At 54.3% G+C, this 17474-nt stretch carries 15 protein-coding genes; 9 read left to right on the top strand and 6 right to left on the bottom strand.

The genetic code is table 11. From position 1 onward, the window contains the following. Positions 1–28: 28 nt before the first annotated feature. Entirely contained in the window at positions 29–481 is a 453-nt protein-coding gene (locus ACTHYN_RS06020) for a fibronectin type III domain-containing protein (RefSeq protein WP_441811566.1), read from the top strand. A 40-nt stretch (positions 482–521) separates the two neighbouring features. Here the strand turns inward: ACTHYN_RS06020 and ACTHYN_RS06015 are convergent, their stop codons facing one another. From ACTHYN_RS06015 to ACTHYN_RS06000, 4 genes are all read right to left on the bottom strand, one after another. Beyond that, on the bottom strand, positions 522–3107 hold the full coding sequence (locus tag ACTHYN_RS06015) for a CHASE2 domain-containing protein (protein ID WP_441811565.1): 2586 nt from the start codon (positions 3105–3107) through the stop codon (positions 522–524). A 13-nt stretch (positions 3108–3120) separates the two neighbouring features. Further along, a complete protein-coding gene (locus ACTHYN_RS06010) occupies positions 3121–4764 on the bottom strand; it encodes a FecR domain-containing protein (RefSeq protein ID WP_441811564.1) in 1644 nt (547 codons plus the stop codon). Then, the gene (locus ACTHYN_RS06005; protein ID WP_441811563.1) at positions 4764–5474 is read right to left on the bottom strand and encodes a response regulator transcription factor; all 711 of its coding nucleotides are present in this window, start codon (positions 5472–5474) and stop codon (positions 4764–4766) included. The genes ACTHYN_RS06010 and ACTHYN_RS06005 overlap by 1 nt, the downstream gene beginning before the upstream one ends. 119 nt (positions 5475–5593) lie before the next feature. Further along, a complete protein-coding gene (locus ACTHYN_RS06000) occupies positions 5594–7756 on the bottom strand; it encodes a DNA topoisomerase III (protein ID WP_441811577.1) in 2163 nt (720 codons plus the stop codon). Positions 7757–8038: 282 nt separating this feature from the next. Between ACTHYN_RS06000 and ACTHYN_RS05995 the strand changes: the two genes are divergently transcribed. Together ACTHYN_RS05995 and ACTHYN_RS05990 are read left to right on the top strand one after the other, a co-directional pair. Further along, positions 8039–8380 (top strand): BolA family protein, encoded by a 342-nt coding sequence (locus ACTHYN_RS05995; protein WP_441811562.1) that lies wholly within the window; start codon positions 8039–8041, stop codon positions 8378–8380. An 11-nt stretch (positions 8381–8391) separates the two neighbouring features. Further along, complete coding sequence (locus tag ACTHYN_RS05990; RefSeq protein ID WP_441811561.1) at positions 8392–9015, top strand: L-threonylcarbamoyladenylate synthase; 624 nt, start codon at positions 8392–8394, stop codon at positions 9013–9015. A gap of 3 nt (positions 9016–9018) precedes the next feature. On the opposite strand, the gene ACTHYN_RS05985 is transcribed toward ACTHYN_RS05990, so the two are convergent. Beyond that, positions 9019–9684 carry a hypothetical protein gene (locus ACTHYN_RS05985; RefSeq protein WP_441811560.1) on the bottom strand — a complete coding sequence of 222 codons (666 nt, stop codon included), beginning with the start codon at positions 9682–9684 and terminating at the stop codon, positions 9019–9021. A 288-nt stretch (positions 9685–9972) separates the two neighbouring features. On the opposite strand from ACTHYN_RS05985, the gene ACTHYN_RS05980 reads away from it, so the two are divergent. Beyond that, positions 9973–11592 (top strand): methyl-accepting chemotaxis protein, encoded by a 1620-nt coding sequence (locus tag ACTHYN_RS05980; protein ID WP_441811559.1) that lies wholly within the window; start codon positions 9973–9975, stop codon positions 11590–11592. 47 nt (positions 11593–11639) lie between these two features. Here ACTHYN_RS05980 and rnk read toward each other — a convergent pair whose 3' ends face one another. Next, positions 11640–12023 (bottom strand): nucleoside diphosphate kinase regulator, encoded by a 384-nt coding sequence (rnk, locus tag ACTHYN_RS05975; RefSeq protein ID WP_441811558.1) that lies wholly within the window; start codon positions 12021–12023, stop codon positions 11640–11642. Between the two features lie 378 nt (positions 12024–12401). Here rnk and ACTHYN_RS05970 point away from each other — a divergent pair, with 378 nt between their 5' ends. The 5 genes from ACTHYN_RS05970 (at position 12402) to ACTHYN_RS05950 (ending at position 17461) form a co-directional block, all read left to right on the top strand. Then, a complete protein-coding gene (locus tag ACTHYN_RS05970; protein ID WP_441811557.1) occupies positions 12402–13532 on the top strand; it encodes an aminotransferase class V-fold PLP-dependent enzyme in 1131 nt (376 codons plus the stop codon). Between the two features lie 256 nt (positions 13533–13788). Then, positions 13789–14622, top strand: coding sequence for a glycine betaine ABC transporter substrate-binding protein OsmF (gene osmF / locus ACTHYN_RS05965; RefSeq protein WP_441811556.1), 834 nt, complete (start codon positions 13789–13791; stop codon positions 14620–14622). 18 nt (positions 14623–14640) lie between these two features. Beyond that, a complete protein-coding gene (locus tag ACTHYN_RS05960; RefSeq protein WP_441811576.1) occupies positions 14641–15786 on the top strand; it encodes an ABC transporter permease in 1146 nt (381 codons plus the stop codon). Then, positions 15783–16730 (top strand): ABC transporter ATP-binding protein, encoded by a 948-nt coding sequence (locus ACTHYN_RS05955; RefSeq protein WP_441811555.1) that lies wholly within the window; start codon positions 15783–15785, stop codon positions 16728–16730. Before ACTHYN_RS05960 ends, ACTHYN_RS05955 begins: the two co-directional genes overlap by 4 nt. Beyond that, positions 16730–17461: an ABC transporter permease gene (locus ACTHYN_RS05950; RefSeq protein WP_441811554.1), complete on the top strand. Its 732-nt coding sequence runs from the start codon at positions 16730–16732 to the stop codon at positions 17459–17461. The genes ACTHYN_RS05955 and ACTHYN_RS05950 overlap by 1 nt, the downstream gene beginning before the upstream one ends. Positions 17462–17474 lie beyond the last annotated feature (13 nt).

Here is a 17474-nt window from a genome sequence, read left to right as displayed (position 1 = left end):
TTCGACGGTTAATTGGTGTGAGTCAGATATGAATAGCGTCATTAAAATGTCAAAGGCATGGATAGCTGCGTTTGCTTTTGGAGCCCTGCTCACTGGATGTGATGGCGCTTCTGATCCGGTAGGTGAAAGCTCAGCCACTGGCATGGTCGTTGACAAGCCAGAAATGAGCGGCGCGGTTGTTAAGCCGATTCTTCCCGGGGCAGAAAGAACCGCTGTTCTTAGCTGGAGCGCTCCTGATAGCCGCGTAAACGGTGATGGGATCAAGATGGGTGAGCTGGACAAGTATATTATCCATTACGGCCAGAATGCTGATGAACTGGATCGCAAGGTTGTCGTTTACGGCGCTCAAGAAAATGCCAATATGACACATAAGGTGAGTAACCTTGGTGTGGGCACTTGGTACTTTACCATTCAGGTTCAAGATACTGATGGGTTGATGAGTGCTCCTTCAACTTCAGTTCACAAACAAATCAAATCCTGAAGATTGCTGTAACAGGCCTGAGAGCGTAATACGTCTTTGTTTATGCCATTGGGTCAGCAATCGGAAGCTTAAGCGTAAACGATGAGCCTTCTCCGGGGCTGGAGATCACATAAATCTCCCCCCGGTGTTTCTCTATTACAGTCTTCACAAATGAAAGCCCCAGCCCCGTACCGTGATTACCTGCCAGTTCACTGCTTCTCTGGCGCCGGTAACGGTCAAATAAATAGGGCAACTCTTCGGGGTCTATACCAGCTCCTTCATCTGCAATGGTCAGGCAAGCCTGATGCCCTGCACGAAATACCTGAAGGTTCACGGCCGAGCCAGCGGTGCTGTACTGAACCGCGTTGGTCAGTAGGTTGATCACCGCTCTTTCAAGCAATTCTGCATTACCTCTTAACCACAAGTCTTCTGTACCTTGTAGTTGCAGGGAGATGCGCTTCTCCAGAGCTTGCTCACTCACGCTGTCGCGGGCGTTTTCAACAATGGCTAGAAATTCGCACTCGTAAAAACGGGTTTCTGTGAGCTGTTCGGCGCGCGCCAGTTGAACAAATTCTTCTGCCAGATGGTAGCTTCGTCTTGCCAGTCGCCCTAGCTGCGCCAGTTGGCTTTTGCCAATGTGTGTGGGGTCTCGCTTTAATTGCTCGATTAATGCCAGTTGTGACACGAGCGGTGAGCGAACATCATGAGAGATAAAGTCGATTGCCTCCCGGTGCTGGCGCTGCTGCTCCCGCAACTCGGAAATGTCAGAGATGTTGGCAACGATGCCATATTGTTCGCTGTCTGGCAGGGCGAAGGGTGCGAAGTGAATAAGAAAATCCTTGTCCTGGATTTTAAGGTCCACCGTTCGGCTTTGCAGCAGGGTAAGGGTTTCAGAAACGGTTTCATGCCAGGGGGGTGTTTCCCGTGGGTCGTGGCCTTCCAGAAGCCGTGTTAATGGTAGCCCTCCCAGGCTGGGCATGGGTTCTCCGAACCACTGTTCAATATGGCCATTGGCAAAGCGGATGATGCCTAATTCATCGGTTACGATGATGCCGTCCGGCATGCGCTCAAAACTGCGGCGAATAAACTCCTGAACGTGATTGAGGCGCTCTGTGGCGAGTTTAACGCGCTCAATGTGCGCCGAAATGTTATCGCTTGGCCTGAGTTTCTTTGTCGTGAAAGCAGCTCTGGAAAGCGTCAGCCGGCGCAGATAGCGTTGTATGGCATCACGGCTGAGGTCGTTGGGCAGGGTGAGACCTAGTGTATAGGGCGTGCTGCCACGGTATAGCTTAACCCAGCTATGGTTTCCTTCATGTTGCCATAGCCCTGGTTCTAGGTTGCCTGGAGCGTCGGAGGTGCCCAGATGCCGGGCGGTGAGAACATCGTTGCCTTCCATTAATAACCAGCCTTTTGGCTGAAACAGTTCCTGAAAGTGTTCAAGAAGTTGCCTGGGTGGGCGCTTTGCTGGTTCTGGTAGCGCCACTCTGGGGCTGCGGATCAGCTCATCCAGTTGCCGGTTGAGAAATTGGCTGGCTGTAGTCAGGCGCAAGCCGCTGGCTATCGGGAAGGCGAGCAGTGAAATCATCAGTGCATGAGCGACCGGAAGCCACACACGAAAGACTGCAAGCAATACTGCACACAGACTGAAAATGAGGGCACCGGTGGCCATGCACGCGATTAGCGTGCGGGCGGAGCGAAGGCGTGGTAAAAAAATGGCCAGGGCCAGCAGCGTGATGGCGGCCAGCGCCAGGCTAATCCATTTAGGCGCAGGGCTGATGAGCAGCCCTTGTTGCGATGCAGAAAGCGTGTTTGCGTGGAATTCCACGCCGGACATTGGCTGGCTGAGGCCGGAGAAAGCGGTTGGTAAAGTGTCCCCAAGCCCGGCTGCCGTGGCGCCAACAAATACTGTTTTGCCATTGAACACATCGGGTGCCGGAGGACCGTTAAGCACATTATGATAAGAGTAGGTAGGCAGAGTGCCTGCGCCCCCTGTAAGTGGAACTATTCGGTAGTCGTCCCTTACATTGACGTATGACGGCAGTTCTGGTGTATCCGGTTTCCTCGGGGACCTGCTTGAAGCTGCAAGCGCAAGACTTGGCCATAGCTGTTGGCCCATGCCATTAAACAGGTAAAGACCCCTGGCAATGCCATCCTGGTCGAGCTCAACGTGAGCATGGCCGAGGCCCATTGCCGCATTGATCAATTCACTTGAAGGCAGTTGTTCGCTGAGCAGACTGCGAGGGCTTGAGGGCGATAAGTGTAGTGGCAGGATAACCTTGCCATGCGCCTGCATGGCGCGTTTGAGCGCACTATCACCTGAAGATGGTTCGGTGAACAGTATGTCGAATACGATGGTTTTTGCGCCAGCCTGGTGCAGCTTTTTGATGAGAGTGGCGTGGGTTCGCCGTGGCCAGGGCCAGCGGCCTTGCTGAGCGAGGCTAAGGTCATCTATAGCGACAATCGCTATGTCAGGCGACGCAGTAGCTGGGCTGGCAAGCAGAAGCGAGTCCAGAAGCCAGTAATCGATACGCCGGGGCAACGCCGTGTTTTCAACAAGCAAAAACATGAGCAGGAGTGCCAGGCCGAGTGTCCATGGAGTTGTTTTAAGTGGCAGCCAGTCCGGGTTCATGTGTCCTGCAGTTTGCATCAGTTATTCAGTGTTATTCCAGGTAAAGTTCCCTCCCTGGTCCCCAGCGGCTCTGCAATGGGCCATCTGAAAGTGCTTTCAGGCGCACAAAATACCGCCTTCCGGGAATAAGACGCAAGGCCGCTGTGGTATCTGGCAGCGTTGCTTCCTTGATAACGTTGTTAAAACCGGGTTCTTCTGCCAGCTGCATACGGTAGTTAGCGGCGGTATCTACCTTTTCCCAGAACACGCGAACCTGACGGTCGACGTAATTAATGCTGATAATACGCACTGGCGGTAAGGTCCCGTTTACAATCAATTTTCGTGGTTGTGTTGTGGCTACCGAGTTTCCGCCAGCCTCGGTAACAACGCGCCAGTAATATTGGCCAGCACTCAGGGGGCGAGAAGGCAAGGCCGATGTTTCTGGCGCCCACTCACTGGTGGCGACCAGATTACGGAAAGCTTCATCTTCGGCAATTTCAACCCGCGCTACCTCGTTTTCGCCGTTGAGGGTCCACCGGAACTCTGGCATATCGTCGTTCACACTGCCGCCATTTTCCGGTTGTAAAAGGGTGGCAGTGCGGGCTTGCAAGTCAACTTCTATGGGCAGGATTCCGGGCATTCCTGCCATGCCATTCTGGCCAAGCACTGCCAGTTGAATCTCATACTGGCCGTTATCCAGTCGGCTGATATCAAATTGGTTGCCGTTGATTTTGCGGCTCTCAATCCAGCGCCCGCTTTCTGTTTCAAATACATCCAGCCGGTAGTGTGTTGCGGGTCCTTTTTCCCAGGTCATTTCTGTCGGAAGCTGGGTAAGCACCTTTGGCAGTGGGTTGATCTGGGGTGCTGGCGGCATTTTGCGTATGTTCAGCTTGTTTTGCCTGCCGTTGCTGCTTGCCACCGTGGCGCTATACCCGGCGGGTATTCGTTGGGTTTTGTTCGGGGTGCCAAAATCGACCACGCCTTCCGTTACCTGCAGGTGTGTGCCGTGGGCCCCGGCTTTCAGTGCAAATGCAGTACCGCGAACGGCGGCGACGGCAGAGGGAGTTTCAATTTCAAAGCGGGCACCACCTTCAATCACTGGTTTAACGCGGGTATGGATTTCCCCCCGATTCAGTCTTAACCGAGTGTCTACCATGCCGGATTTGCCGTATTGGGTCAGGCGGTTAAAGATCAGCCGGGAGTCTGGTGATAGCCGGACTTCTGAACCGTCGGCCAGAGTAATGGTGGCCGCCCCTGCGCCAGAAAGCACCTCGTCGCCTACTCGTACCAGGGCGTCTTCTGTTAACGCTTTTTTCCGGCCATCAATGCCGGATATAAGCTGAACATTGCCAGAAACCGAAGTGACTCGAGCAGGGTTAGGTTGCCTCTTTAACCAGGACAGAGGGACACGCACGCGGTCGCCTTCACCCAGCGTGGCAGAGTTTTCTATGTGGTTGTACTGGCGCAACCGACCTGCACTGTGAGTTGCGGCCAGCAAATCTTTCGCCACTTCAGCAAAGCTCTCGCCGGGTTTCAGAGTGTAAATCCACTCGGGAACAGTGTTGCCGGCAGGGCTCGCCATTGTTGTTGCCGACCCACGGGTAATCGATAACTCCGCACACACAGGCATGCCAAGTGCCAGAAGGGCCAGCACCAGGAACGCTTTGAGGAAAGGAGGTATAGGGTGCTCGGTCATTAAGCTATATCGTCAATTACGGCTTCGGCCTTCATGGCTTCCAGGCGGTATCCGCGCTGGTAAATGGTTTTGATTCGAAAACCGTTTTCCGGATTCAGGCCCAATCGGCGCCGCAGCCGGCTCATATGCGTGTCTACCGTTCGGGTATTAATATCTCGTGCCAATCCCCATACTCGTTCCAGAAGTACCTCCCGGGTGAGTAGGCGACCCTGGTTCTGGAACAGGAATAGAGTCAGATCGAAATCTTTGTCGGTCAGCACAAGCTCTTCACCATGCAGGACAATGGTTCTGTGCTGGGTGTTTACCTCAAAGGGGCCATACTGGAGGCTTTCTTTCTCGTTGTCCGGGTTGGCGCGGCGAGCCAGGGCGTTAATGCGTGCAACCAGTTCTGCAGCGCGAGCGGGTTTTGCCAGAAAATCGTCCGCCCCTGCGTCCAGCGCCTGAACAATATCGGCTTCGCTGTCCCGTTGGGTAAGAAACACCACCGGTACGGGCCAGTTTATCTGTGCGCGCACGTTTTTCAGCACATCAATACCGGTCATGTCAGGAATCTGCCAATCAAGAATCATCAGGTCGTAGCTGCGGTGTAATGCAGCGCTGAGAAAGTTTTGACCCGTAGGGAAGCTGTCACAGTGGTGCCCGCGTTCGGACAAAATAGACTGTATGTGCTGCGCCTGTTCCTGTTGATCTTCAAGCAGAGCAATGCGCATGGTGTCTCTCCCGGGAGTAGTAATGATGTCTCGTTGCCATTCTGTGCCGCTGTATGCGATACAGGATATCCTGCTGTAGCAGCTAATCATCACAAACTTTGGCGCCACATTCAGTGTCGTTATGTAGTCTTGCGTAAACGAATTGAGGGCTTGCCGTTGTCGTCGTCTAGTGTTTGTCGGCAAGCAGGGAAATTACTGCAGCCCCAGAACCAGCCTTTTTTGCCTTGTCTGCGAACCAAAGGCGAGAAGCAGTGGGGGCAGGGGACAGGCTTTTGCCCTGTGCCATCGTTGGGCGCTGCGTCCTCAATGGGGCGCGTACCACGGCAATTTGGGTAACGGGTGCAGGCAAAGAACCGGCCAAACTTGCCGTCTCTTTCTGTCATTGGGGCACGGCATTTCGGGCAGTTGGGCGCGTCGCTTTGCGGCTTGGCATCACAGGCACCGCCCGATGGATCAATAAAGCCACGGATTTCTGTCTTCAGGGCATCCAGAAACTTGCGGGGGTCGTCTTCGCCTCGGTGAATATTGTCCAGGGTGGCTTCCCAGATTGCCGTTCTGTCTGGCTTGCTTACAGAGTCAGGTAGGGCATTTATCAGTGTCATGCCCTTGTCAGTGGCCCGGATGTGCTTGCTGTCCCGGTATAGGTAATCCCGCTTGAACAGCGTCTCTATAATATTGGCACGGGTAGCTTCCGTGCCCAGGCCATCGGTTTCCCGCAGGGTTTTTCGAAGCTCCGGATCGGTTACAAAACGGGCAATGTTGGTCATTGCTGACAGCAGCGAGGCATCGTTGAAATGCTGGGGCGGCCTGGTTTTGCGTTCGCTTGTGGTGCTGTCTTCGCAGAAAACCGGCTCACCTGTACTCAGGCGTGGCAGCGGCGGCTTTTCTGCCTCTTTGCGACCATCCCGATGTTTCAGCTCGAGTGTTTTCCAGCCTGGCGTCAGCACCGCGGTTTCTGTCGCGCGGAAACGATGCTCTGACACTCGCACCGTGAGCCGCCCCTCCCGGTGTATGGCATCTGCTGAAAACTGCATCAGGTAGTAGCGGCTAATCAGGTTATAAATTTTCTGTTCTGCATCACTAAGCTTGCCGTTGGCAGCCGTGCGGCTGGTGGGAATAATAGCGTGGTGAGCGTCTACTTTCTTATCGTTCCAGGCGGCTGTTTTGTGGCTAAAGTCAGCCTTGCTGCAGGCGTCGGCCAGGTCTGGCATAACCCGGCCAATAGCACCGCTAACCTGTTCCCGCTGAGCGTAATGCCCTTCGGGCAGGTACCGGCAATCTGAGCGGGGGTAGGTGATTAGCTGGTGACGTTCGTATAAATTCTGGGCAGTATCGAGTACGTCTTTTGCGCCCATGCGGAACAGGCGACCGGCTTCTATTTGAAGCGCCGACAGTGAAAGCGGCAAAGGTGGTGCTTCTGGGCGGTCGCGGAAGCGGGATTCCACAATGGAGCCTGGCCGGCTATGAACGCTGGCTGCAATCTGCTCGGCTGTTTCGCGATCCAGTAGCCGGCTTTCTTGATCCAGGTGCTGTTGGTACTGCTCATCAGGCAGCCACTTGGCGGTAAAAACCTGCTGATCAGCTTCTTCTTCCTGGGCTTTGAAACGGGCCTCTATAGTGAAGTAAGGCTTGGGCTTGAAGTTCTCAATGGTGTTGTCCCGCTCTACTACCAGGCCCAATACTGGCGTTTGTACACGGCCAACGGAATAGACGCCCTGTTGGCCCTGCTGTTGGTAATTCAGTGTGTAAAAGCGGGTAAGGTTGATACCGTACAGCCAGTCGGCCCGTTGCCGTGCGAGCGCGGAGCGGGACAGCCTGCGAAATTCCAGGTTGTCTTTGGGCTGTTGTATGGCTTTGGCAACCGCTGCGGGTGTCAGATCGTTGATGAGTATCCGCTTTACGGGTGCCTCGGTACCAAAATACCTTATAACTTCATCAACCAGCAGTTGGCCTTCTCTGTCCGGGTCACCGGCGTGAACAATGGTATGTGCCTGGCGAATCAGCGATTCCAGTGCGCTGAGTTGCTGGCGCACACTGTCTTTTGGGGTAACTTGCCATTTGTCCGGAAACATGGGCAGGTCGTGCTTGCGCCAGCTTTTCCAGGCGGGGTTGTAGCTTGCGGGCTCGGCCGGCTCTAGCAGGTGGCCAATACACCAGCTTACTGTGGCGGCTTCACTGCCTTTTCCGCAGCGAATCCAGCCCTGACCTTTATGGTAGGGGCCGGGGAGGGCAGCGGCAATCGCTCTGCCGAGGCTGGGTTTTTCGGCGATATACAGGAGCATGGCTTTTGGCTTGGTTTTGTTAAAAGTGGAGAGGGTGGGGAATGTGGCTGTTTGGTTGTTGGGTGTCAAGGTTCGGGTGGCTTGCCTGATGTAGTAGACTGTATACCTTGAGGGAGGCGGCTGTGGGAGTTGTTTTCCCAAAAGACGCCGTGAACCCGTCCGTGGGGGCTTGGTGTTGCCATCCTTGGCAACACACACTTTTGGGAAAACAACTCCCGCACCCGCTTCAAACTCCGGGGTATCGCCACTAAATCCAGAGCGAATTTTGAGAGTTAAACCATTATGAAAATCCAGAGCACACTCGAAACCAAGCTGGAAGAAGCGTTTGATGCCAGCCTTCTTCACGTGGAGAACGAAAGCCATAAGCACAGTGTACCGCCGAATTCGGAAACGCATTTCAAGGTGACCATGGTGTCGCCGGCGTTTGTCGGGCAGATGAAGGTTAAGCGGCACCAGGCGATTTACAAGGTGCTGGCGGAAGAACTGGAAATGGCCGGTGGCGTGCATGCGCTGGCGTTGCATCTATACTCTCCCCAAGAGTGGGAGGCGTCCGGGCAGGTCGCGCCCACGTCACCGGATTGTATGGGCGGTTCCAAAGCGGATCCGGGCAATCAAAGTCAGTAGAGGGGGCGGTTATGAGTCAGTTTTTTCAGATTCACCCGGAAAACCCGCAAAAGCGGTTGATCAAACAGGCAGTCGAGATTCTTCGAAAGGGGGGCGTTGTGGTGTATCCCACCGATTCGGGTTATGCCATTGGCTGTCATTTGGGGGAAAAACAGGCGCAGGATCGCATCAAGCGAATTCGTAGACTGGATGACAAACACAACTTCACCCTCGTATGCCGGGATCTGTCTGATATTGGGGTGTATGCCAAGGTGGATAATACCCAGTATCGGTTGTTGAAGACGTTTACTCCCGGGCCCTATACATACATTCTGGATGCCACCAGCGAAGTGCCGCGGCGGCTGATGCACCCAAAGCGACGCACCATTGGAGTGCGAGTTCCGGATAACGCGATTGTTCGCGCCCTGCTGGGTGAACTGGGTGAGCCTATTATGAGTAGTACGTTGATGCTACCAGGAGAGTCAGACCCTATGACTGACGCTAACGATATTCGAGAGGCGCTGGAGAACGAGCTGGATCTGATCATTGATGGTGGGTTTTGCGGTATGGAACCCACCACGGTGGTAAACTTTACTGGTGAGGTGCCGGCTGTTACCCGTGTTGGCAAGGGCGATCCGGCACCGTTTGAGATGTAATGCTTACGCTTGAGTGTTCAAGTTGAAAGCATAGGCGCCCTGGTTTGCCGTAGCTTCAAACGGCGAAGGAGAGGCGGACCGGCGCAGGGTGTCGTAGCGGTGCACGAGATCCTGCAAGCCGTTGAATTGCTGGTTTTCACTCACCAGTGTATCCAGCAACGAGTTGTTGACGCCGTAGGCCTGGTTTAGCTTCAGGGCGTTATCCATAAAGTGTAACGTCGGCTCGTTGACGCTCGATCGGCTGAATGCTTCCTTAAAATTTTTGTTTATGTTCAGGTCTTTTTCTATTCGGGAGCGGGTTTCTTCTGCCAGCTTTCCGCCTACTTCAATTTTGCCGCTATCATTTTTATTCACGCTTATTGCTGTGGCCGGGTTCAGGTTGTATTCGGCAAGTTTGTGCCGCAGCGTTTCCCTGATAAAGGCAAGATCCTGCCCCACCGTTTGCTTGTAGTCTGCAAGTGGTAATTTCTGTGATTTCAGTTGGTTCGCATCACTGAGGGAGTCGCCCGATGGGGTGAAGCGATCATCACCCGGGCTTGCCGGTTGCACTGCTTTTGCGCTTCCCGTGGCTTTGGCCTTTTGCTCTCCAGCGCCGCTTGCGGCCGGGCGCTGCTCCAGAGATTGCTGAAAGCGAGTGCTTGCCTGGATTAACGATGTTAGCAGTGACATGAATTACCTTCCTCCGAGGGTCGGTGTGCGTGCCGGAAAATGATCGCCTGTTACCTCTCAAAAGCATACTCAAGCATATTTCGGGCCAGTAATGATTGCGCACGTTTCTGACCTGAGTCAGTAAATATTTGATGCGTATCTATAAAGTTAGCCGCCACTTTGCCGTCAATAATGGTGAAGGTTCGAAAATGCGAGGATAACTCGGATATTCATCTTTCTTTATCAGCGCGCGCGTGCGGGCTTGTTGGTACTTCTTTTTTTTGGGCTGGTTCCTTCAACTGGGTTGCTATGAAAAAACACTACTCCATCCGTTTTCTGTTGCTCGCTGCTCTGGCAGCGGCGTTTTCGCTCATTCTGGTTTTTACTGTGCTATACAGTGCGAGCGCCCAGCGTGATCACATGGAGGAATTCAGCCACAAATATGTAGATGGCCTTGCCAAGTCCTATTTTGATGGCCTGAACACCATGATGGTCACTGGTACTATTGGTAACCGTGATGTGCTTCGCGACAAAGTGATGGCGCCGGAAGATGTTCTCGATGTGCGGGTTATTCGTAGTGACCAGCTAAACCAGGTGTTTGGCAAAGGAACCAAAGCGGAGCAGCAACGTGATCCCGATGACAGAAAAGCACTGGCGGGCGAGCGGGTGGAACGCTATTCGAGCAACGATGATGGGCGCATATATACCTTGATAGATCCGGTTGTTGCCCGGGAAGATTACCAGGGAGTGAACTGCCTGGGCTGCCACCAGGCGGAGGAAGGCGATGTGCTGGGGGCGATTCGTGTGGACTACTCCCTGGCAGAGAGCGACGCCCTGCTGCATCAGCAATTATTTGCCAGCGGTGGTATTCAAGTCGGTATCTTTATTGCTGTGTTCTTTCTGACCGCTTTGGCCTTGAATCAATTGGTGTTTTCAAGATTGCGCAGGCTGCAACGCAGTATGGATGAGATTTCCGGTAATTCGGATCTCACCATTGAGTTGGATGTCACTCGCAACGACGAAATTGGTTCAGTGTCTCTGGCATTCAACCGTATGGTGGCCAAAATCCGCAAGAGCATGAACACGGTGATGGATAACGCCGCGCAGGTGGAGCAGGCGGCCCGCGGTATTGCTGCAAAAGCCGAAACTACCGGCCAGGAAGTGCTGGCACAGAAAGACAATACCGATCAGGTTGCCAGCGCCACCACAGAAATGGCTGCATCGGCGGTTCAGGTGCGTGAAAACGCCAATCACACCACCCGGAAGTCTGCGGAAACCGCGCAGTCTGCCAATAGCGGCGAGCAGTTGGCGCGCGCTGCGGTGCAGGGCATCGAGATGTTAAATGCGGAAGTGGAGGGCGGTGCCGAGCGTATCAAAGGTTTGAACCTGCGAACGAGCCAGATGGCGAATATGCTGGAGGAGATTTCCAACATTGCCGAGCAGACTAACCTGCTGGCACTGAACGCCGCCATCGAAGCCGCAAGGGCCGGGGAACAGGGGCGCGGCTTCTCCGTGGTTGCCGATGAGGTTCGGGCACTGGCCTCCCGTACACAGGTTTCTACAGAAGAAATTCGCAGCACCATAAACGGGCTTAAAAATGAGGTGGTTGAGTGTGTGGCGGCCATGAGCCATGCCTCGGAGATGGCCGGTGATCAGGTAGATGCCATTTTAAAAGTAGAGTCTGAATTGCAGAGTATTGCCTCGGCCGTTCGTGAAATTACCTCACTCAATGGAGAGATGGAAAGTGCGGCGAATGAGCAAAGCGATGTGTCTGAGGCGATTAATCAGAACGTAATTGAAATCAGCCGTTCAGCGGAGCAGGCGTCAACAGATGCCCAGGAAACGGCAGGTATTGCGGGTGATTTGCTCGTGATGGCCGAGGCTCTCAGAAAAACCATTGAGCAGTTCCGACTGGCCAGAGAAGACTAACGCCTGGGGTAGGCCCTTGCGGGCCGCCCCATGTCGAACTCTGCCGGTTAGCTTTGGCGGCTAACGTTAATGATCTTGAGATGGATGTTGTTGCGGCCACGGATGGGCCATTCGATAGATTCTCCCACTGAAAGCCCAAGCAAGGCCGAACCAGCCGGCGCCAAAATAGAAATCTTGCCATCTCCGGTGCCCAGTTCATGTGGGTATACCAGCGTAAGCTCGTGCTCCTGGCCGCTATCCGAATTCTGAAAGCGAACACTGGAATTCATTGTGACTACGTGCGCAGGCATTTCTGCCAATGGCACAAGTGTAGCCCGGCTCAGTTCATCATCCAGACCATATGCAACATCCGAGTCTCCCTGTTTTTCGATCAGGGTAGACAAGCGGTTGAAATCCTCTTCAGCAACTAATATAGCCGGCATATCAGACATAGTAATCTCCAGAAAAAATAGTGAATAATTTGGAATTTCGGGATTCAGGCGCCGAACCCGGCGTTTTTACAGCGGATTCAGCGAGAAAGGAGAAAAGCGGACAACACACCATTAGTACCTGCCTGGCGGCCGGTACAGAATAGGTAGAAAGGAATGGTCTCTGAGAAATGTGTTCTCACAGGCTCACCTGGTGCGTTGTTTGGATAAATAAAGGAAAAGCGGGAACTTGGCCGCCTTGTTCAATTTATAAGCTTTTGCCGGGTTCCACAAGTGGGCTTTCAGAAAACGTGAAAAATAAAGCGCATAACGCCAAGTTTGTTAGACTGGTACCCTAAACTATTCACTCACAGACTGCACCAGGCAAGGAATTTCCTACCCATGTCCAACTTGTTTCCTTCTATCGACCCGGATGGGTTGCTGGAATACTCAGTAGTATTCAATGACCGCTCGCTTAACCACATGTCTGCACCCTTTCAGCAGGTAATGCGGGATATTTCGTCGACCCTGCGACAGGTCTATAACGCCAAAGGTGCCGTTGTTGTGCCTGGTGGCGGCAGTTTTGGGATGGAAGCCGTTGCCCGCCAGTTTGCCAACGATCAGCACTGTCTTATTGTTCGCAATGGCTGGTTCAGCTATCGCTGGACCCAGATACTCGAAATGGGTCGAATCACCGACAACATAACCGTACTCAAGGCGAAAGCCTGTGATAACTCGCCCCAGGCGGCGTTTGCGCCAGTGCCTGCGACAGAGGTGGCTGAACGCATCCGGGCTGAGAAACCGGCTGTTGTGTTTGTACCTCATGTGGAAACTGCCTCGGGCATTGTGCTGCCTGATGACTACCTGAAAACGATTGGGCAAGCAGTTAAGGACGTCAACGGTTTGTTTGTACTGGACTGCGTAGCCTCCGGTGCTTTGTGGGTAGATACGACGGCTTGTGGCGTAGATGTAATGATCACCGCGCCGCAAAAAGGCTGGAGCGCATCGCCCTGCGCTGCGTTGATTACAGTGAGTGAGCTTGCCATGGCGCGCATGGAAGAAACCACCAGCAGCAGCTTTGCCGCTGATCTGAAAAAATGGCGCCAGATCATGCAGTCCTACGAATCCGGTAGCCACTCTTATCATGCGACCATGCCCACCGACACGCTGGCAGCGCTGAGCGATGCCATGTCTGAAACCCTTAAAACCGGTACGGACCTGCTTTACACCCGTCAGGTAGAGCTTGGCAAACAGGTGCGGGAGCTGTTCTACAGCGCCGGCTTCAAGAGCGTGGCCGCTCCAGGCTTTGAATCGCCAAGCGTCGTGGTGTTGCATACCGACAACCCTGACATTCACAACACCAGCCTGTTCCGCGAGCAGCGCCTGCAAATTGCGGCTGGCGTGCCGCTGATGTGTGATGAGCCAGATGCGTTTAAAACGTTCCGGCTGGGTTTGTTTGGCCTTGAGAAACTGAACAATGTTGAGCGCACGGTGGACAACCTGAGAGTGGCGCTGGCAGCCATTCAAGGGTAACGGCCTCAGGAAACAGGAATCGGCCCGATTCGCTTATGCGGTCTACAATCATACTGTCGCATTTATCGAATTTCGGGCGCTGCTATGCAGCCCCATAAACAGGAGAGTAACCGTGCCTTGCATCAGCGATGGAAAGCTTCATACAAAATCTCGGAACATCATAAAAAGGGCGTATGCTGCACTGCGTTCAATCACGCGCAATGCCGCCGTCCTGTTGCTTGTTGTGTCGGGCCTTGCCTGGGCTCAGGAGCCGGTAGTGGTTTCCTCAAAGATTGATACAGAAGGCGGCGTTCTTGGGCAAATGATTCTTCAGCGCCTGGAAAGCGGCGGCGTTCCTGTGGAGAACCGACTGCAGTTGGGAAGTACCAACATAGTACGCAGTGCCATCAAAGCGGGTGAAATCGATCTTTACCCCGAGTACACCGGCAACGCAGCTTTCTTTTATGACAAGGCCGACAGCCAGGTGTGGAAAGAGGCGAAAAAAGCTTACGAGATGGCCGCCAAGCTAGATCGCGAAGGGGAAGGTATTATTTGGCTCACCCCTGCCAACGCCAATAACACCTGGGCCATGAGCGTGCGCGGTGATGTTGCGGAAAAGAACAGCCTTGGCACTTTGGAGGATCTGGCGGATTATATAAACGCCGGTAAACCCTTCAAGTTTGCGGCAAGTGCCGAGTTTGTCGAGTCGGCCAGTGCATTACCGGCGTTCCAGGAAGCCTATGGCTTTGAGCTGACATCCGCCCAGCTTCTGGTGCTCTCGGGCGGAAATACCGCAGCCACTTTGCGGGCGGCTGCTATTAACTCCAACGACGTGAACGGCGCCATGGCATATGGCACAGATGGTGGTCTTAACGCGCTGGGTCTGAAAGTGATGCAGGACACCAAAGGCGTGCAGCCGGTGTATCAGCCAACCCCGATTATCAGACAGAGCGTACTGAAGCAGCATCCGCAGATACGTTCGCTGCTCAAGCCGGTTTTTGAGTCGCTGGATCTGGAAACCCTGCAGGAACTGAATGCCAGAGTGGCGGTGCAGGGAGCACCTGCGGAGTCTGTGGCCCGTGAGTATCTGGACAGTCTCAACCTGGAATAGCCTGTGACTTCAACAAGTATGCGGGCTAACCGCGTTATTCCAGTGCTGGCGCTGGTAGCTCTGGGGCTGTTGTGGCTGCTCAACCTGGGTGTTGTGCAGCCCAATCGGATAGTGTCCGGAACCGGCTATGGCCTCTATGGTGCAATCGGCTGGCATGGTGCGCTTCTGGTTTCGCTTCTGCTTGGCGCTATCACTGTTATATCAACAAGGCCTTTTGAGAAGTGCTTTGTCATACTGCTGGTTGCATTAACCGTGGCCTTGATGGGCTTGCCGTTGCTACTGGAAATGCTTGCTGTGCGCCGGCTGCCTGAAGACGCCGCATACGCTCGTGTGGGTATTGGTGCCGGGTTCTGGTGCCTGGCTTTCTTGCTGGCATTGATGCTGGCAGAAACCCTGGGTCAGCTCAAGGCGTCACGGGGACTGCAGCTATTTACAGTAGCACTTGTTGTCGTCGGTTGGTGGTTGTGCGCCCGTCGGGAGGGGTTGTCCAGCCTGTCTCTTGTCCGCGAATACGCTAACAGAGCGGAGCAGTTCACGGATGCGTTAACCGTGCATTTAATGCTGTCGCTGGGTGCCGTGGCCATTAGTGCGGTACTGGCGTTTGCGTTTGCACTGGCCATGGTCAGGCAGGAATGCTTGCGCCGTCCGTTGTTGGGGCTGGTCAGTTTTTTACAAACCATTCCCAGCCTGGCGCTTTTCGGTTTGTTGATTGCGCCATTAGGTGCGTTATCAGCGGCGTTCCCTGTTTTACAGACACTGGGCATTCGGGGTATCGGCTGGGCACCGGCATTACTGGCGCTGATTGCCTACAGTTTGTTGCCAATGCTTCGCAATACCTATGTTGCCTTGATGGAAGTGCCGGAATCCGTGGTGGATGCGGCGCGAGGTATGGGAATGAATACGCGGCAGATCTTTGTCCAGGTGAAGTTGCCGTTGGCCCTGCCGGTCATTGTTGAAGGTGTGCGAATAACTACCATACAGGCCATTGGCTTGACCGCCGTGGCCGCGTTGATCGGGGCTGGCGGCTTTGGCACGTTTATTTTTCAGGGGCTGGGACAGTCTGCCATGGACCTGGTGTTGCTTGGGGCCTTGCCTACTGTTTTTCTGGCATTGATCGCCGATGCCATCTTTTCTGCGTTGAAATTCCGGAGTGCTGCACATTGATTGAATTGAAGGGCGTCACACGGCGGTTTGGCGAAGCCATTGCGGTTGATAACATTGATCTGACCATAGAAACCGGCGAAGTTTGCGTTCTGGTAGGCAGCTCTGGCTGCGGTAAATCCACCACTCTGCGCATGATCAACCGCCTGTTGCCCCGAAGCGAAGGCGAGATACTGGTTGATGGTGAAGACATCAACCAGGCCGATCCCCAAAAGTTGCGGCTGAATATGGGCTACGCGATACAAAGCAGCGGGCTTTTCCCCCACTGGACGGTGGCGCGCAACATCGGTCTGGTGCCAGACCTGCTCAAATGGTCACCCAAAAGGCGCGACGAGCGCGTTCACGAGCTGCTAACGCTATTGGACCTGGACCCGACAACCGATGCCGACAAATACCCTCATCAGCTGTCAGGTGGCCAGGCTCAGCGCGTGGGTGTGGCACGGGCGCTTGCCGGCGACCCCAATATACTGCTTATGGATGAACCGTTTGGCGCTCTGGACGCCATTACCCGGGAAAACCTGCAACAGGAAATGCTGCGCATTCAGCGCCAGGTCAACAAAACTACAGTGTTTGTCACCCACGATATTGATGAAGCCCTGAAGCTGGCTACCCGGATAGCGGTGATGGATCAGGGGAAGATCATTCAGCATGATACCCCGGAGGCGATTCTCCGAAGCCCCGCCTCCGCGTTTGTAGAGCACCTGATTGGCAAAAGCGACCGTGGCCTGAAGCTTCTTGCCTTGCGCACCGTGCGCGAATTAATGGAGTTGCATCCACAGCCAAAGCGCCACCAGCCAGATGAAAACGGCGTGAAGGAGTCCGACAGCCTGCGCATCGCTTTATCGGTTATGCTCTGGAAAAACGCAACGCAGCTTCCTGTAGTCAATGAGGCCGGCGAAGAGGTTGGGCGGTTGCAGCGTGAACACCTGCTACAGGTTGGTTCCTGATGCGAGTGTGGCTTGCACCGGTTATCTGGGTTGTACTGCTATGCGCGCTGACCGCATTTTTGCCCGCCATGACCTGGCTTTTTTCCTGGGCTCAGCCCGATGCAGAGAATCTGATATACAGCCGGGACAGCTTCGCTGTGCTGCTGCAGAGCCACATCTGGCTGGTACTGATATCCGCGACCATCGGTACTCTGGCGGCTGTATCCGCGGGAATTCTCGTTACCCGCCCCCAAGGCCGGGATTTTATGCCGCTGGTCAGTCAGATAGCGTCCATTGGTCAAACAGTGCCGCCGGTTGCAGTGCTGGCACTGGCGGTTCCAGCCATGGGGTTTGGCGAGAAACCTACACTGCTTGCGTTGGTGCTTTACGGCTTACTGCCCATTTTGCGCAACACCCTGGCAGGGCTAGGTGGCATTAACCCGGCCGTGCTTGAGTCCGCTAAGGGCATGGGCATGTCGCCGGTACAGGTGTTATTGAAAGTGGAGTTTCCTCTGGCCGGGCGAGTGATATTGGCAGGTATTCGCACCTCCGTAACCATAAATATCGCCACAGCCGCTATTGGCTCAACCATTGGTGCCCGCACGCTGGGTGATCCGGTCATTGCCGGCTTGGTGAACGGCAATACAGCGTATGTTCTGCAGGGAGCCATTCTGATTGGCATACTGGCGCTGGCAACCGATAGCCTGTTTGAGGCTGTGGAACAAGCTTGGGGCAGGGCGTTTCGGGGCTGATGCCGGATTGAAT

Origin of the sequence: Marinobacter sp. (assembly GCF_052091845.1) — a bacterium.
Taxonomy (GTDB): Bacteria; Pseudomonadota; Gammaproteobacteria; order Pseudomonadales; family Oleiphilaceae; genus Marinobacter.
The sequence above is the reverse complement of the archived record's forward strand: the minus strand, read 5'-3'. Positions and strand labels throughout refer to the sequence as shown.

Coding starts and splice junctions, on each gene's coding strand:
- ACTHYN_RS06020 (WP_441811566.1), top strand. CDS start 29: ATGAATAGCGTCATTAAAATGTCAAAGGCATGGATAGCTGCGTTTGCT.
- ACTHYN_RS06015 (WP_441811565.1), bottom strand. CDS start 3,107: ATGCAAACTGCAGGACACATGAACCCGGACTGGCTGCCACTTAAAACA.
- ACTHYN_RS06010 (WP_441811564.1), bottom strand. CDS start 4,764: ATGACCGAGCACCCTATACCTCCTTTCCTCAAAGCGTTCCTGGTGCTG.
- ACTHYN_RS06005 (WP_441811563.1), bottom strand. CDS start 5,474: ATGCGCATTGCTCTGCTTGAAGATCAACAGGAACAGGCGCAGCACATA.
- ACTHYN_RS06000 (WP_441811577.1), bottom strand. CDS start 7,756: ATGCTCCTGTATATCGCCGAAAAACCCAGCCTCGGCAGAGCGATTGCC.
- ACTHYN_RS05995 (WP_441811562.1), top strand. CDS start 8,039: ATGAAAATCCAGAGCACACTCGAAACCAAGCTGGAAGAAGCGTTTGAT.
- ACTHYN_RS05990 (WP_441811561.1), top strand. CDS start 8,392: ATGAGTCAGTTTTTTCAGATTCACCCGGAAAACCCGCAAAAGCGGTTG.
- ACTHYN_RS05985 (WP_441811560.1), bottom strand. CDS start 9,684: ATGTCACTGCTAACATCGTTAATCCAGGCAAGCACTCGCTTTCAGCAA.
- ACTHYN_RS05980 (WP_441811559.1), top strand. CDS start 9,973: ATGAAAAAACACTACTCCATCCGTTTTCTGTTGCTCGCTGCTCTGGCA.
- rnk (WP_441811558.1), bottom strand. CDS start 12,023: ATGTCTGATATGCCGGCTATATTAGTTGCTGAAGAGGATTTCAACCGC.
- ACTHYN_RS05970 (WP_441811557.1), top strand. CDS start 12,402: ATGTCCAACTTGTTTCCTTCTATCGACCCGGATGGGTTGCTGGAATAC.
- ACTHYN_RS05960 (WP_441811576.1), top strand. CDS start 14,641: ATGCGGGCTAACCGCGTTATTCCAGTGCTGGCGCTGGTAGCTCTGGGG.
- ACTHYN_RS05950 (WP_441811554.1), top strand. CDS start 16,730: ATGCGAGTGTGGCTTGCACCGGTTATCTGGGTTGTACTGCTATGCGCG.